The sequence below is a fragment of the Okeania sp. SIO2C2 genome, assembly GCF_010692625.1.
Classification (GTDB): domain Bacteria; phylum Cyanobacteriota; class Cyanobacteriia; order Cyanobacteriales; family Microcoleaceae; genus Okeania; species Okeania hirsuta.
Genome location: NZ_JAAHGM010000051.1, coordinates 1 through 16,515, shown reverse-complemented (window position 1 = coordinate 16,515; position 16,515 = coordinate 1). Strand labels below are relative to the sequence as shown.

At 37.7% G+C, this 16,515-nt stretch carries 15 protein-coding genes and 1 pseudogene; 10 read left to right on the top strand and 6 right to left on the bottom strand.

The genetic code is table 11. The features are described from left to right. Positions 1-73: 73 nt before the first annotated feature. A complete protein-coding gene (locus F6K18_RS27560) occupies positions 74-472 on the bottom strand; it encodes a hypothetical protein (protein ID WP_124144806.1) in 399 nt (132 codons plus the stop codon). A 126-nt stretch (positions 473-598) separates the two neighbouring features. Beyond that, entirely contained in the window at positions 599-1,402 is an 804-nt protein-coding gene (gene surE, locus F6K18_RS27555) for a 5'/3'-nucleotidase SurE (RefSeq protein WP_287525533.1), read from the bottom strand. A gap of 765 nt (positions 1,403-2,167) precedes the next feature. On the opposite strand from surE, the gene pheS reads away from it, so the two are divergent. Together pheS and F6K18_RS27545 are read left to right on the top strand one after the other, a co-directional pair. Beyond that, entirely contained in the window at positions 2,168-3,169 is a 1,002-nt protein-coding gene (gene pheS / locus F6K18_RS27550; protein WP_287525531.1) for a phenylalanine--tRNA ligase subunit alpha, read from the top strand. Positions 3,170-3,431: 262 nt separating this feature from the next. Further along, positions 3,432-4,112 (top strand): SH3 domain-containing protein, encoded by a 681-nt coding sequence (locus tag F6K18_RS27545; RefSeq protein WP_287525529.1) that lies wholly within the window; start codon positions 3,432-3,434, stop codon positions 4,110-4,112. Between the two features lie 479 nt (positions 4,113-4,591). Here F6K18_RS27545 and F6K18_RS27540 read toward each other — a convergent pair whose 3' ends face one another. The 4 genes from F6K18_RS27540 to F6K18_RS27530 form a co-directional block, all read right to left on the bottom strand. Further along, positions 4,592-4,834: an element excision factor XisI family protein gene (locus F6K18_RS27540; protein WP_287525579.1), complete on the bottom strand. Its 243-nt coding sequence runs from the start codon at positions 4,832-4,834 to the stop codon at positions 4,592-4,594. A 438-nt stretch (positions 4,835-5,272) separates the two neighbouring features. Next, positions 5,273-5,428, bottom strand: a complete 156-nt coding sequence (locus tag F6K18_RS36920) for an element excision factor XisH family protein (protein ID WP_353735197.1) — start codon at positions 5,426-5,428, stop codon at positions 5,273-5,275. Positions 5,429-5,680: 252 nt separating this feature from the next. Then, entirely contained in the window at positions 5,681-7,096 is a 1,416-nt protein-coding gene (locus F6K18_RS27535) for an MFS transporter (protein ID WP_353735196.1), read from the bottom strand. A gap of 562 nt (positions 7,097-7,658) precedes the next feature. Then, entirely contained in the window at positions 7,659-9,503 is a 1,845-nt protein-coding gene (locus F6K18_RS27530; RefSeq protein WP_287525577.1) for an NAD(P)H-quinone oxidoreductase subunit F, read from the bottom strand. Positions 9,504-9,744: 241 nt separating this feature from the next. Between F6K18_RS27530 and F6K18_RS27525 the strand changes: the two genes are divergently transcribed. From F6K18_RS27525 to F6K18_RS27490, 8 genes and pseudogenes are all read left to right on the top strand, one after another. After that, positions 9,745-9,894: a hypothetical protein gene (locus tag F6K18_RS27525; RefSeq protein WP_161564658.1), complete on the top strand. Its 150-nt coding sequence runs from the start codon at positions 9,745-9,747 to the stop codon at positions 9,892-9,894. 11 nt (positions 9,895-9,905) lie between these two features. Next, complete coding sequence (locus tag F6K18_RS27520; protein ID WP_124146612.1) at positions 9,906-10,217, top strand: carbon dioxide-concentrating mechanism protein CcmK; 312 nt, start codon at positions 9,906-9,908, stop codon at positions 10,215-10,217. 434 nt (positions 10,218-10,651) lie between these two features. Next, positions 10,652-10,993, top strand: coding sequence for a carbon dioxide-concentrating mechanism protein CcmK (locus F6K18_RS27515; RefSeq protein WP_124146613.1), 342 nt, complete (start codon positions 10,652-10,654; stop codon positions 10,991-10,993). 825 nt (positions 10,994-11,818) lie between these two features. Continuing rightward, positions 11,819-12,121: a EutN/CcmL family microcompartment protein gene (locus F6K18_RS27510; RefSeq protein ID WP_287525524.1), complete on the top strand. Its 303-nt coding sequence runs from the start codon at positions 11,819-11,821 to the stop codon at positions 12,119-12,121. 111 nt (positions 12,122-12,232) lie between these two features. Next, positions 12,233-13,861, top strand: a pseudogene (locus F6K18_RS27505) (ribulose bisphosphate carboxylase small subunit); the annotation flags it as partial. Next, entirely contained in the window at positions 13,835-14,605 is a 771-nt protein-coding gene (locus F6K18_RS37395; protein WP_287525575.1) for a ribulose bisphosphate carboxylase small subunit, read from the top strand. The pseudogene F6K18_RS27505 and the gene F6K18_RS37395, both read left to right, overlap by 27 nt. Positions 14,606-14,676: 71 nt before the next feature. Continuing rightward, positions 14,677-15,975: a hypothetical protein gene (locus F6K18_RS27495; protein ID WP_287525522.1), complete on the top strand. Its 1,299-nt coding sequence runs from the start codon at positions 14,677-14,679 to the stop codon at positions 15,973-15,975. Between the two features lie 425 nt (positions 15,976-16,400). Beyond that, positions 16,401-16,515, top strand: a 115-nt coding sequence (locus F6K18_RS27490; RefSeq protein ID WP_287523231.1) for a helix-turn-helix domain-containing protein, incomplete at its 3' end; no start/stop codon positions are given.

The window sequence follows — 16,515 nt, the reverse complement described above, 5'->3', positions numbered from 1 at the left end:
TGATTGGGATTTAAGTCCCCATATACTTCTTCCTTCTTCCTTCTTCAATAAAATAAATAGTATAAATCAATAACTACTGACTGTTTTGATTATTCAACAGTTCTTTTTCTTGCACCCACTCTAATACTCCATCAAATATACCCAATTTAAAATCAAACTTACTTAGAGAAGCGATCGCCCCTCCAAACAATATGACACTCCCGATCGCCACAACTATAGGTAAATACTGCCTGCTCAGATCGCGACGTAATCTTGCTAGAGGTCTACTTTGCCTTCTCAGCATTTGTCCAATATCTAGCTGTTGGAGAGCGAGGGGGTCTCTGACATAATGGCCACTCCAACTAATTACCAGATGAGAATGACAATATGGACAAGTAAATAGCCCATTAAATACTTCTAGTGGTCGTGTGGCACTGGAGCGATTACAAATTGGGCAGGTAACAGAATGACTCTTAGATGTGGGAGCGCTCATACTTATTTTTATTCAATCAACGAAATTTTTCACTACTCACCTAGATGAGTTTTTTTGATCTGCAATTTTGATTATCTTGCCTATTCTTTTATAGTTTAGCCTTAATTTCTACTGCATAAAAGTTAACTATTCACGAAAATTATCAATCTTCCATTTTTGGAGATAGCCTAATTGTTTACCATAGGTAAAATTGTATTGCAAGGGGGTAATCGTAATATATTTTTCACGCATTGCCTGGACATCTGTTGATAACTTTTCTACTGAGGAGCGGTCGTTGGTTTCTTCCACATCTTCCTGTACCTCTCCAGCTAACCAATAATAAGTTTTGCCTCGTGGATCGACCCGTTTTTCAAATATATCTATATAGCGACGAACTCCTTGACGGGTAATTTTTACCCCTGCTATTTCTGCTTCTTTAACTGCTGGAATATTTACATTTAGCAACATAACATTAGCTAAAGGTTCATTTTCAATTTTTTTCATCAAACTTTGAGCAAAATTGACAGCAACTTCAAAGTTTCTAGAAGTATAACTACCAAGACTAAAAGCAATACTAGGAATATTTTCCACAACTCCTTCCATCGCAGCAGAAACAGTACCAGAATATAAAATATCTGTTCCTAAATTGGGACCATGATTAATTCCTGCTAATACTAAATCTGGCTGGGTTTCTAGTAAGGCAAATAAGGCTAGTTTTACACAGTCGGCAGGAGTACCAGAGCAGGCCCAAGCTGTGACGGTGTCATCAAAAATTGACTTGACTATTTCTGCCCGAATAGGTTGATGTAATGTTAAACCATGACCTGTGGCTGAACGTTCTTTGTCAGGACAAACTACAAAAACTTCATGGCCTACCGCTGCTAAACCATTAGCCAAACTTCGGATACCTTCTGCAAAAATGCCATCGTCGTTACTAATTAAAAGTTTCATTTGGATTGATTTTTGAAAAATAAAAAAGATTGAAGCAAGAACTATTCAATCGCCAAACACAATTCTATAGCAGTCGAGGCAAAGGGCGTGGACAGATCAAAAGCTTAAAACTTAGACAACGCAAGATTTTTCCTTCGCAAGATTTTTCCTTGTTGACAAATTAATCAAAGGGGCGTGTATATTGGGGGTCTGGAACCCTTGCTGTGTGGGACTTCTATATCGGAACTCTTTCCCAAACCAAATCCCTTATGAGTAAACGACAAAAATCGAAAAAATTCAACTTTCCCAAACCAAATCCCAAGTAAGCTCCACCCGTCACTTTTCTTTCCCAAACCAAATCCCTAGGGATTAAAACATACCACCTACTCCAGCACAACTACGGTTAACGCCTCAACAAACTTCATCCTGAGCAGTACTCCAAGAAAAGCCCGGGGGAATGAAAAATCGGGTTGAACTTTGACAAAAAATCAGATAGAATAATTATATTGGGGTTTACTTGCCCATATACATGACTATTTATTCAACTAAAAAAAGATTCTACAGTTAAAAGCACAAAAAAATAAAAAAACCATACTATCGCGAACACCTTGATCAACTACATCCCGAGAAGCACCCAAAAAAAGCCCGGCCGACTCAAAAATTGAGTTGAACTTTAACAAAAAATCAGATAGAATAATTATATTGGGGTTTACTTGCCCATATACATGACTATTTATTCAACTAAAAAATATTCTACAGTTAAAAGCACAAAAAAAATAACAAACCATGGCAACCCAACTAACAGAAATAGAAACTCAACTAACAGAACTACGCCAAACAGCAACAGAAGCGATCGCCACAACAGAAAACCTAGAAAAACTAGAAGAACTAAGAATTAACTACCTGGGCAAAAAAGGCCAAGTATCCAAAATCCTGGGAGGCATGGGCAAACTCAGCCCAGAAGAACGACCAAAAGTAGGAGCGATCGCCAACGAAGTCAAACAAGCCATCCAGAGCAACCTAGACCAAAAGCGGACAAACCTCAAAACAGCAGAAATAGCAGCCAAACTCCAAGCCGAAACCCTAGATGTATCCATGCCAGGAGTATATCGTCCCCAAGGAAAAATCCATCCACTCAACAACCTCATAGACCGTGCCCTAGAAATATTCATTGGCTTAGGCTACACAGTGGCCACAGGTCCAGAAATGGAAACCGACTACTACAACTTTGAAGCCTTAAATACACCACCAGACCACCCTGCCAGAGATATGCAAGATACCTTCTACCTACCAGACGGTAACTTAATGCGGACCCATACCTCCTCAGTCCAGATCCGTTACATGAAAAACCACGAACCCCCCATGCGAATTATAGCCCCCGGTCGTGTTTATCGACGCGACACAGTAGACGCCACCCACGCAGCAGTATTCCATCAACTCGAACTATTAGCAGTAGACGAAGGACTAAGATTTTCAGACCTCAAAGGAACCATCAAAGAATTCCTCAGACAAATGTTCGGAGACCTCCCCATTCGTTTCCGTGCCAGCTACTTCCCATTCACCGAACCCTCAGCAGAAGTAGATTTGCAGTGGAATGGCAAATGGTTAGAAGTATTAGGATGTGGAATGGTAGACCCCAACGTATTAGAAGCAGTAGGTTATGATCCAGAAAAATATACAGGTTTTGCCGCAGGTTTTGGCGTAGAAAGATTTGCCATGGTTTTGCATCAAATAGATGATATTCGGCGAGTTTATGCCAGCGACTTACGTTTTTTGCAGCAGTTTTAAATAGCGATCGGCATTGCCCCCTAAATCCCCCAAAATTGGGGGACTTTTAGAAGCAAATTGACTCTTGTTCCCCCCAAAGTTGGAGAGCTAGGGGGGCAAAATTCAGTTGAAATAATGGTCGATTTTACACCTAACGCACCGGGTGCTGTGGGATGGGGTTTTAGTAACGTACCTGCCTAAGTTCTATATCCTAATATATGTTGGGTTTCGTTCCTCAACCCAACCTACTGAGCTTGAAATTACTTTTAACTTTTGACAAAATATGCGTCAACCAGTGGCATTGCTAACATTAATACTAACGATCGCCCTCGGTGTTCCCAAAAGAGCGATCGCTACAACCATGAAAATAGCTCAAACATCTCAAGAAACTGCTAGTTTATGTCGTCAAGTTAATGACGAACAAGGTTTAATCGTTCAAAAAAGACCGACCCCAAATTCTCCCACAGTAGGCACCGTAGATGCAAATCAACAAGTGAAATTAATAGAAGGTTATCGCAATATTAGAGGTCCAGCAGGTCGTACTTGGGTAGAAATTACTGCTCCTATTTCAGGGTTTGTTTCTAGAGGTTTTCCAGGCAATGAAAATAATTTAATAGAATGTTCTGAAGTAGCTACAGAAACTCCAACGGAACCTTCCGATCAAAATACTTCTGTTGATAATTTGCCCACAGAAACACCGTCTCCTAATGAGTCCACATCACAAGTAGATCGAAATTTATGTCGTCAAATTGATAGTAAAAAAGCACCACGCGGTTTAGCAGTACGGACAAATGCTACTAGACGATCCGAATATAAAGGAAAAGTTCCTGTTAATAGTCAGCTTACCCTTGTGGAAAATTATCGTTTAATTCCCGACCGAAATGGAGAAAAACGTAAGTGGGTAGAAATTACTTCTCCTCTATCTGGGTTTGTTTCTGCTGGGAATTTGGTTGAGTGTGATTAGCTGATATTAGGACTTAAACAATTGTTGAGCTTTGATATAACTTAAACTCTCTTTATCAGAGGTAAATAAATCAGTATTGTTAATCAACCAATCAAAAAAAACGGAAAGAAATAGCTTTACGAAAAGTCTCTATTACTTCAGTAAAAGTATTCAAAGGTTTATATCAAATCCGGTAGCATCGGTGTTATTCAATATTAAAGATAAGAGTCTATATTGTAGGGGCGAATGGCTATTCGTCCTTAAGCATTGTATGACAATCAGCGGATTTAATATTATTTCCTCATTGCCTGTTAGACTTACCTATTATTCTGCTTCCCAATCTTCAATTTTTAACCCTTAAATTAGGCTAAATTCTCTAACATTATGAGTAACTAATATTAAATTATTTACTAAAGCAATAGAAGCAATTTGAATATCGTTGATAATTTTCGTAATTTTACCTAATTTTAGTTAACTGCAAATTTTGTTAAAGGTCGCACTTATGGTGGATGAAACCCTAATACAATTTTATTTTTAGGAATACCTGCTCTAACTAAATCTAACGCAATTCCATCTTCTAATCCATCCTCGTGAATCCAGATTTTCTCATTAATAATTTCCAAGTAAACCACACAACCATGAACTCTTTTTCCTTTCAAATATCCTACTGTTAATAATAAATAATTTTTGTAGTTTTGACCAACAATCAACTTTCGTTCTAAGTTATACCATTTCTCTCTAATAATGCGCTTAATAATTCTGACCCAAACCTGAATTTTACTAATAGCTGTTATCTTTTATTAAGCGCAACTTCATGGAGAAATGGTATTACCGTGAGCATAGGGTAAATTAGCATATTCTCCCAAAATTTTAGTAATAATTTGATGATAATTAGGGCTTGCTGATTAAATATCAAAGCATTGACTGATATTGGTTTCAGCCTTTTTTTGTCGAAAAAAGTGCAAGTTTTTCGGTCGCTCAAGCTCAAAAAGCTAGTATTTTGGGATGATTATGGCAGAAAAATCAAGGGATAATTCTTCCTACTGCCTCCTCGCTCATTCCCCATTTCTCCTGTCTCCTGTCTCCTGTCTCCTGCCTCCTGTCTCCTGTCTCCTACCCCTACCAACAGACTTTATTCAGCAAACCCTAATTATTTATGGTATCCATTCACAAATAACCTCCTATTTGGCGTCAAAAGTTATTAAACTCAGCCGTTGATTTTTTAATAAAATTTGACCAATAGGTTCAGTAAAAAACTCTTCGAAAATACTTTCTGCAATTGCTAAATATAATAACCGCTCAGGATCAACATCTTGTATAATGTTGTAGTATAGAATATATTGACCTTACCCTTGGAGGGACATGATATAAATCCCTAGGCTATTGACAATATTAAGTGTGCTTAAATAGTTTTAAATTAGAATAATAATTTCGACCTATTTCATCCATATAGTCGTAGATAATCCCTTAATTATAACCCAGTATTAATCTACAAATTAATAAGTTTTTTTTAGAGCACAGATAGTATTTAATTCTATTAAAAACCTTAATCCTAATAGCTACTAATTTACAAAATCCAACCACCTTAATTAATCACTATTAGTTGTTAAATTTTGTTTCCTCTCCCTCAACTTCAACAATATTTCATCATGTACTTCCCGCGTAATAGGATATAAATAAGCCAACAATAATCCAACCACTAAAAACACAGTGGGTAACGGACCAATTGCCACTCGAATTGCCAAAAGAGCAGACTCCGGTTGAATAGGTGGAGTCTCCCCAGGAATACTTTCAATAAACCCAGCAATATCCAAAGCTACCCCTACCAAAAACAATCCAATAGCTAACCCTACCTTCTGCAAAAAAACCATAAAAGAATAAAAAATTCCCTCCCTTCTTTGCCCAGTATTTAACTCATCCAAATCAATAACATCAGGAATCATTGACCAAGGAACTAAATAAGCAATTGACACTCCAAAGCCAGCCATTATTGCCAAAAAATACAATAAACCAACCTGTCCAGGTTGAATAAAAAATAACCCACCCTGAGCAATTATCCACAAACAAACACCCATAAAATAAACAGCTTTCTTCCCCAGTTTTTTACTAACAAAACTCCAAACAAATAACATAGTTAAAGCAGTACCTTGAACAGCGATCGCTACTTGAGGAAAAGTCGCTTCTAGTAATCCCATCCAATTAATTACAAAATAAGGCAAAATCGAAGCAGTTAATTGCACCCCCAACCAAGAACACAGATAAATTCCAATTACAAATAGAAACGGACCATTACTAAAAGCCACTCGAATTTGTTCAACAATAGGTAAATTAGTATTATTATCTTCCTCCTGTTTTTTATTAACAGAAAGTGTCCGTTTACGAGTCCCCAAAAAACACCAATAAATAGGTAAAACAGCAATTATTGCACAGACAATACCCAAAACTATATATTGTTGAATAGGATTATCTGGGAAAATAGAAAAAATTAATTGAGCAAGAACTAAAGAAAGAATACTACCACTAATAGAAAAAGCAAATCGGAAACTATTTAAACTTGTTCGTTCATGGTAATTTTGTGTTAACTCAGGAGTCAAAGCAGCGTAGGGAAGATTGACAACTGTATAAGCAAGATTAAATAAAATAGCAATTATCACATAATACCAAAATAAAAAAGATTGATTCGTACTAGGAACTATCCACTGCAAAAAAAATAAAATCCCAAAAGGAATAGCACCAAAAACCATCCAAGGATAACGTCTACCCCAAGGATGAACAGTGCGATCGCTCATCACTCCAATTATCGGGTCATTAATAGCATCAGAAATTTTACCAATCATCAAAATACTACCCGCAATACCAGCAGGTAAACCAGCAACATTAGTAAAAAAAAACAGCAAGAAAAATACCTGGATATTAGCACAAATTGCCGGACCCAAATCCCCAGCACCATAAGCTAATTTCGTCCAGAAGTTAAGTTTTTCAGTTTGAGGGGAAAAGTTATTCATAAGATATCTCCAAAAAATAGGGAGCAGGGAGTAGAAAGTTTTCATTAACATAAAATACAGAAATTTTGGCTTAAAAGCAGAAGGCAGAAGTTTTGTAGTTTACCTTTGTGAAAACCGTTATAAATACTCAAAACTTAGGTTTAATATAATAGGACTGACCCACGAGGCACGAAAAAGTAGTGCTTGAAATTACTTCCGGTGTCGGTCGCTGCGGACGGAAATACCTTCTACTACATAAGTCCTGATAATAGAGTTGTCGCTAAATAAAGGGAAAAAATCACTCTAACCTAGACAGAGCAATAATTCCACGCATTTTTGCCATCCAATAGCTACAATCCTTGCAAAACAAGGTTTTTGGGATTTTTTTAAGTTATAAAGCGACAACTCTAATACATATCTCTAGAAAATAGGGAATAAGCAACAGGAAGAAATATTTGAATATTTATGGATAAGAACTTGAGTAAAAGCACTAATACCAAAACGTTTTTCGCCCTTCCGCTCTAACCCTTCCGCTCTAACCCTTCTGCTCTAACCCTTCCGCTCTAACCCTTCTTCCTTACCTTCAAAAGCTAAAATCAATCAACCACAGTGCCAAAACCCCCAATACACCAACCCCTATCAGAATAGTAAGCACATAAGATTGACCTTTACCAGAGACCCCATACTTCAAACCCTCCCCACTAAAAATCGTTGCCAAACCAACTAAATTAACAACTCCATCAACAATATAACGGTCAACCCAAGCATTTAACCTTGAAAGTTGGCTAACCGCAAATACCACAGTTACATCGTAGAAACGATCGATATAGAAATCATAAGCAAGCAAATCTTGAACAAAACGCAAAGGAGCATATACTGGTCGAGACCAAATTCTGCCTAACTCCATGATGCTACCAAAAATAACACCAATCAAACCAGATGCAACTAACAAAATCACAACAGCTATATTAATATAACCCCAGTCAGGCAATAGTGATAACCGTTGCATCATTATCGGTGTGAGTAGAGTAGTAATAATTAACGATACCATCGGTACAGCCATTGGCCAGGGAACCTCTGGTGCGCGTTTTGTTTTCGGTTGAGTTTCACCCAAGAACACCAAACGGTAAACACGGGTTAAATTTAAAGCAGTCAAGAAATTAACAAATAACAAAACAGGTACAACCCAAGGATCGATAATCCAAAACACATCTAAACCTTGTCGTAATGCCCAGAAACCCCCTAAAGGTAATAATCCGATTAAACCTGCAGTACCTACTAAGAAAGAAGTTGTCGTAACTGGCATTCGAGACCCCAAACCCCCCATTTCTGTAAGGTCTTGGCTATTTGTAGTCAAAATTACTCCTCCAGCACTCATAAATAATAGCGCTTTAGCAATGCAATGAGCTAAAAGTAATAGTAAGCCAAAACCAGTCCATTGTGTACCAACAGAAATAAACACTAAACCGAGGTAAGCACTGGTAGAATGAGACAAAGCACGCTTAAGGTCAATTTGAGCTAAAGCAACAAGAGAAGCTCCGATCGCAGTTATAGTTCCGATCACCACTAATACATCTAGAGCTATAGGAGCAATAATTAAAATCGGCTGCATTTGGATCAGTACATAAGCTCCCATGGCAACCACCACAGTATTCCGCAAAATTGAAGCTGGGTTTGGCCCTTCCATTGCCTTATCCAACCATAGATGCAGAGGAAATTGAGCGCATTTACCTATTGGCCCCGCAATCAAAGCCAACCCTAACAAATTACCAGTAATAGGAGAAAGTTCTACTCTTTCAGCCCATTCATATAGGTCAGTAAAATTCATACTGCCAGCCAAAGCTGATATGGCAACTACTCCCATCAGTAGTAAAACATCTCCGACTCGCTTCGTTAAAAACGCATCTCTAGCTGCTGTTACGACCAGGGGTTGAGCATACCAGAAACCTACTAACAAATAAGTAGAGAGAGTCAGCATTTCTAGCAAAGTATAGGAAATGAACAAAGAGTCACTAATTGTTAAGCCACTCATTGCTGCCTCAAAAAATCCCATTAGTCCAAAAAATCTGGCTAGTGCCCAATCCTTTTCTAAATATCCCAAAGCATAAAGTTGGGCTAATAGACTGAAACCCGTCACAACAGTCATTGCTCCAACGGTTACAGATGAGATATTAAAGGCAAAAGATAAGTTGAGGTCTGCCGTTTGTAGCCAGTTGAATATGATTTCTCGTGGTTCTTGGTGACAAACAGCTTGATAAACAATGGAACCATGAATAAAGGCCAATAACGTCATCAAGATATTAAAATAAGCTGCTGGCCGTGGTCCCGTGCGTCGAATTATCCCTGTTGACCAGGGTAAAGTCAAAATTGATCCAATTAAACCATAAAAAGGTATCCACCAACAGTTTTGAGTCAGAAATTCCATGATTTATTATTTATTTACCTTTACTGTTAAAAATAAATATATATTATTAATATAGGTTCAACTTATTATAAGTATATGTACTGATTTTTTTGCTACTTACAGACCATGGTTCCAAAAGTAATAAAAAAAAATTTAGGATTGGTATCTGGAGGCTGAGGATCGCTAGAATTAGTAATTAAGTCATTAAGTCCAAAGATTTCAAGCTTAGCTAATTTATTTTTATAAATACCTGCAATTATGAATTATGATGATAGTTGCTATTGTCAACGATGCCATGTTTCTCTATGCTAAAACTATAGCATTTGATAGATTTAATCATAATAATGGGAATTCCCTTGAAAACTATCTAGAGACAACACTGGCCTCAATGCTTAAGTTAACTATTGGTCAATAGGAGGAAAATAAATGCCAATTGCTGTGGGAATGATTGAAACTAGAGGGTTTCCAGCGGTAGTAGAGGCTGCTGATGCTATGGTTAAAGCAGCTAGAGTTACTCTGGTCGGTTACGAGAAAATTGGTAGTGCTCGTGTAACAGTAATTGTCCGAGGAGATGTATCAGAAGTACAAGCTTCTGTTGCTGCAGGTATAGAATCAGCCAAACGAGTTAACGGTGGTGAGGTAGTATCAACTCATATCATTGCTCGTCCCCACGAAAACTTAGAGTATGTATTGCCAATTCGATATACTGAAGAAGTCGATCAGTTCCGAACTTATTAGTTAGCAAGACTCATTTGAGGCAGTGAGAATTACTACAAGTATTTTGACTAGAACTGGTTGATAAAAAGTTTTTTTTGCAGATAACTGCAAATATAATGATTAAAATCTTAGAGCTAAGTAACTTTGCAGATCAAAAATCTACATCTGTGACTAATAATGCTTGACTTTCACAAGCTTTAGGATCGTGCTTTAGGTTCTGTAAGAAAAAACACCAACTTTACCCTAAGATCTTAGGGCAATCATTATTTAAGAGATTGCCCATTCCAGGGAAAGCCTTCAAAAATTATCATCTAAAATTCTAGTAAATTTAGGAATTAATCACTCCCCAACTTAGAGCATTATTTGGAAAAGCAATTATTATTCCAAATAGCCATAGCTAGAATAAAGTCAATACATATACAAGTAAAGCAAAAGAATATCACGGAGTAAGAATAATGTCAATTGCCGTCGGGATGGTAGAAACCCTAGGCTTTCCAGCAGTCGTAGAAGCAGCAGATGCAATGGTGAAAGCTGCACGAGTCACCCTTGTTGGCTATGAAAAGATTGGTAGTGGTCGGGTAACTGTAATCATTCGCGGAGATGTATCAGAAGTACAAGCTTCAGTAGCAGCAGGAGTTGATAACGTCAAGCGGGTGAATGGAGGCCAAACAATGTCTACCCATATCATCGCTCGTCCCCATGAAAACCTAGAGTATGTTTTACCTATTCGTTATACAGAAGAAGTAGAACAATTTCGTGACAGCACCAACGCTGTTCGTCCAGTAAATAGACCATAACTTGATTGCGGATAGCAGGTTTTGAGATTGAACTGAAAAAGAGAATTTACCTAGTGCCGCTACGCGGAAGTTAAAAGTCAAAAGTCAAAAGTCAAAAGTCAAAAGTATTGATTGGTAAGGCTTTTAGGATTTTGTAGCTGGTTAGTTATTTCTGCCATCCTGTACTAGAAAGTGGTTCCTAGAGTAAAACAGCAGTAGTTCATTAATTGACAATTGATAATGGATAATTGATAATTACCTCTGGTTAAAACCGTTACGGAATTGAATATAAGGAAATATTATTTCTTTTTTTTCCTTAAAAGGGGAGGCTTTAAACCAGAATAATTAATAATTAATAATTAATTATTCGGTAAATTTCCAACTTTTAAAAGCTGTGTTCCTGGGAGTGAGGATTTTATTATCTACAAGAGTTAAATGGAGTATACCTTCAACAGATATAATTCCATTCGTAAACTTCTGGAGTTTATTGAATCCTCAATCCTGACTGTAGAACTGTAAAATAGTTTTTGTTTTTAGTCTGATCGCTGAAAGCTGAAATTTTTCACATCTGAAAAATATCTTAGGATGCAGCAGTCAATATATCAAAGCCCCCAGCAATTATCAGTCAATATTTACTTAAAGCTGAAGGGTATTATGTTATGGCACTCAGGTATGAGCGTGACATCCTACAGAATAGAAAAATTTAGCCCTTCTAGGTAAAAACAGGAAATATTAGCGAGCATTAGCGATTAAATTCTAGCACATAATCAAACTGAGAGTGAAAAAAACTTTTCAGATTTCAATCTAAAATCTAATATCTGAAATCATGTAATTAAATTAGAGATCATGCAAATTGCCAAAGTTCGTGGCACTGTTGTTAGCACCCAAAAAGAGCCTAGTTTACAAGGAACAAAGCTACTTATGCTGCAATTCATAGACGAAGAAGGCCATCCATTGCCTAAATATGAAGTAGCTGCCGATAATGTCGGAGCCGGAATAGATGAATGGGTTCTGGTTAGTCGAGGCGGAGCAGCTCGTGAAATACCTCGTAGTGAACAACTGCCTATAGATGCCAGAGTAGTCGCAATTATTGACACAATCACAGTGGACAATAGCATGATCTACGGTAAAAAAGACCAATATCGTTAAACAGTCCATTAACTACCAATAGCTTGAACTGTTGGATGTTGAAATCTTGAACTGCAAGAAATTTATTTAGTACACTAACATCCAACAATTAGCTGAAGGAGAAAAAAAAATATGCCACACCGCAACGAAGCGGCTCCACCAACCCCCTGGTCAAAAAGTTTGGCACAGCCAAAGATAGATAATACCTCCTATGTTCACTCCATGTCTAATGTTATTGGAGATGTTCGCATGGGATCCCATGTATTAGTAGCTCCCGGTACATCCATTCGTGCTGACGAAGGTACTCCCTTCTTTATCGGCGCAGGAAGCAATATCCAAGATGGTGTAGTAATACATGGCCTAGAACAAGGAAGAGTAGTAGGAGATGACAACCAAAGCTATTCTGTATGGATAGGTAAAGATGTTTCTATCACCCACAAAGCACTAATTCACGGCCCCTGCTATATCGGAGATGAATCTTTTATCGGCTTTCGCTCTACAGTATTTAACGCCCGTATTGGTGAAGGCTGTATCGTGATGCTCCATGCTCTCATCCAAGACGTAGAAATTGCTCCTGGTAAGTATGTACCTTCAGGAGCAATTATTACAAATCAACAGCAAGCAGACCGTTTGCCAGATGTACAACCAGCCGATCTGGAATTTAGCCATCATGTGGTGGGAATTAACGAATCTTTACGACAAGGTTATCTCTGTGCAAAAAATACATCCTGTATTACCCCTATTAAAACTGACATGAATAATAATTACGGTAACGGTAACGGTTACAGTTACAAATCTTCTTTAGTACCAACTGGCTCTTTAACCCCAGAAGTAGTTGCTCAAGTAAGACAGCTAGTATCTCAAGGATACGATATTGGCACAGAACACGCTGATGTTCGTCGCTTCAAAACTGGTTCCTGGAAAACTTGTTCTCCAATTCAAAGCAAAAATTCCTCAGAAGTAGTAGCAGCTCTAGAAGCTTGTGTAGAAGAACACGCTGGAGAATATGTACGTCTGTTTGGTATTGACCCCAAAGCCAAACGCCGCATTTCTCCAATTATGATTCAACGGCCTGATGGCAAAAAAATCCCTCAAAAATCGACTACTGGTAACTATAGTGTTCCCGCTGCTTTTGGCGGTCAACTTTCTACAACAAATACCACAGGATTAACTCAAGAAGTTGTAGAGCAAGTAAACTCTTTGCTATCTCAAGGATACAAAATTAGCACTGAGTATGCTAATGAACGTCGCTTTAAAACTAGCTCTTGGCAAAATGGTCCGACTATTTCAGAAAGCAGTGCCTCACAAGTATTACCAGCTATAGAGCAGTTTTTGGCAGAACATAGCGGTGAATATGTACGTTTGATTGGTGTTGACCCTGTAGCTAGACGTCGTGTTGTAGAAACATTAGTTCAACAGCCTGGCGATCGCCCTATTAATCAATCTGCTGTTGCCTCTTTCACTGCTAACACTCCTGCAAATAGCCAAGGTAGTGCGGTCAAGATAGGATTAAGTCAGGACGTTTTAGCTCAAGTAGGTTCACTATTTAATCAAGGACATCGCATCGGCATAGAACACGCTAATACACGTCGTTTTAAGACTAGCTCTTGGCAGAGTGCTCCGATATCAGCACAGACTACTGCACAAGCAATAGAGGAGTTAGAAGCAGCTTTGGCACAGTATAGTGGGGAATATGTACGCTTAATTGGTGTCGATCCTGCTGCCAAACGTCGGGTGTTGGAAGTATTGATTCAGGAGCCAAATGGCAAACGCCAAGGAGTTGCTACAGCTTCTAATGGAGCAGGCAATAGTCAGCCTCCTATTTATAATACTACTGCTCAAACCAGTCAAGGTAGTGCGAATATAGGATTAAGTCAGGACGTTTTAGCTCAAGTAGGTTCACTATTTAATCAAGGATATCGCGTCAGCATAGAACACGCTAATGCACGTCGCTTTAAGACCAGTTCTTGGCAGAGCGCTCCAATATCAGCACAAACCACTGCACAAGCAATAGAGGAATTAGAAGCAGCTTTGGCACATTATAGTGGGGAATATGTACGTTTAATTGGTGTTGATACCGCTGCCAAACGTCGGGTGTTGGAAGTATTGATTCAGGAGCCAAATGGCAAACGCCAAGGAGTTGCTACAGCTCAAGCTACAACTTCTAATGGAGCAGGCAATAGTTATCAACCATCATATAATAGTGTAACAGCTACTGCTAGTACCCAGAAGCTAACTCAAGAGGTTGTAGAACAAGTTCGCTCTTTGATTGCGAGTGGCTACAAAATAGGTACAGAGTATGCAGACCAACGCCGTTTCAAGACTAGCTCTTGGAAAACTGATACTCAAATTAATGGCAAACGTGATGCTGATGTTTTCCCAGCTATTGAGGAAACTCTAGCTCAACACGAGGGAGAATATGTCCGCTTAATTGGTATCGATCCTCAAGCTAAACGCCGTGTTTTAGAAATGATTATTCAGCAACCTAACGGTAAGGCTAAGTAAAAAAAACCAGAAAGTCAAAAGTTACAACTTTGAACTTTTGACTTTCTGTCGGATATTTGAAAGGAGTATTTATGCAGTTTACACCACTACAACCAATTGATAATACTGAACCTTTTGTTAGTGGTGATGTAAAAATTGAGCCGAATGTTGCGATCGCATCTGGGGTCATTCTCCAAGCTGCTGCTGATTGTCAGATAGTTATTGCTACAGGGGTTTGTATTGGTATGGGAGTTATTCTTCATGCTTACCAGGGCAACATTAAAGTTGAGTCGGGAGTCACCATTGGTGCAGGAGTGTTAGTAGTTGGTAAGAGTAAAATAGGGGCTAATGCTTGTATTGGTTCAGTGGCAACGATTATAGAGCATGATGTTGAACCAAATCAAGTTGTACAACCTACTTCTATTATAGGAGAGTCTGGACGACAAATCTTAGAAAATTCTACTACAGCTCCATCTCAACCTCCATCTCAAACAGTTTTAACACCACACATAACAACCACTACTAAAAGTAATGATGATTTGTCAGTAGACCCGGAATTAAGCAGTAGTTCTGAATTGAGTGAAGAAAATCTTTCTCAAACAAGTACTTTTAATCCTCTAATTAATCATCAGGAATTAGGCAGTAGTTCTGAATTGGATGAAGAAAATATTGCTCAAACAAGTACTTTTAATCCTCTAATTAATCATCAGGAATTAGGCAGTAGTTCTGAATTGGATGAAGAAAATATTGCTCAAACAAGTACTTTTAATCCTCTAATTAATCATCAGGAATTAAGCAGTAGTTCTGAATTGAGCGAAGAAAAAATCTCTCAGAAAAGTACTTTTAATTATCCAGATAATCATCAGGAATTAAGCAATAGTCCTGAATTTAGTGAAGAAGAAATATCTCAAAAGAGTACTTTTAATTATCCAGATAATCATCAGGAATTAGGCAGTAGTTCTGAATTGAGTGAAGAAAATATTGCTCAAACAAGTACTTTTAATTATCCAGATAATCATCAGGAATTAGGCAGTAGTTCTGAATTGGATGAAGAAAATATTGCTCAGAAAAGTACTTTTAAGTATCCAGGTAATCATCAAGGACTAAACAGTAATTATCAATTTTTCAAAAAAACTGAACCTGAAAATGATAATTCTAATGCCCTTGTTAATCAAGAATTAACAAATAATTCTTCATCACCAGACCAAGAAAAAGCTAAAAATGAAGAAGAAACTCAAAATAAAATTGAGCAGGCTAAAACTCAACTACAAGAAGAAGCACCTGAAACCACGAAAACTCCAATCTACGGACAAGATTATGTAAATAGGATGATGAAAACTTTATTTCCTCATAAAAATTCTCTTAGCTCTCCTCCCGATGAAGAAGATTAGAAAAGTCATATTGGGTTAGTAAGGGAAACACAGAGGTAGTAGATGCCGAGAATTATAGCAATTTTTGTTACTTTTGACTGATGTTAGTTGAGATAAACTAAAAAATCTGATTTAGAGCAGGATATTTGTAGCAGATAAACAGCAGTCGGATAATTGACAATATAACTATTTTTTGATACAAGAAGGCTTGCTAATTTCAAAAAAAATATAATATAATTTGAGAAATGTAGAGAACTAGCTGACAAAACTTTACTCTCATCCAGGGACAAAAAATTATTCAAAGTCTCTTTCAAGTAAAGTCCAATCAGCTCAACTATATTAATTTATATTTTTGATTTTATATAAAAAAATCCTGAACTAGCTCTAAAGACCATCACCTTTGAAAAACCTAGCCAAAGAAAGGACATTTCTACAAATTTTCCACCATGCGCACTGCCTACCAATATAAATTAAGGCCCAATAAAGAACAGTTAGCCACAATAAAAATGTGGTTAGAATTGTTGCGTCGGCAGTACAACTATAGGTTAGGAGAGCGGTTTT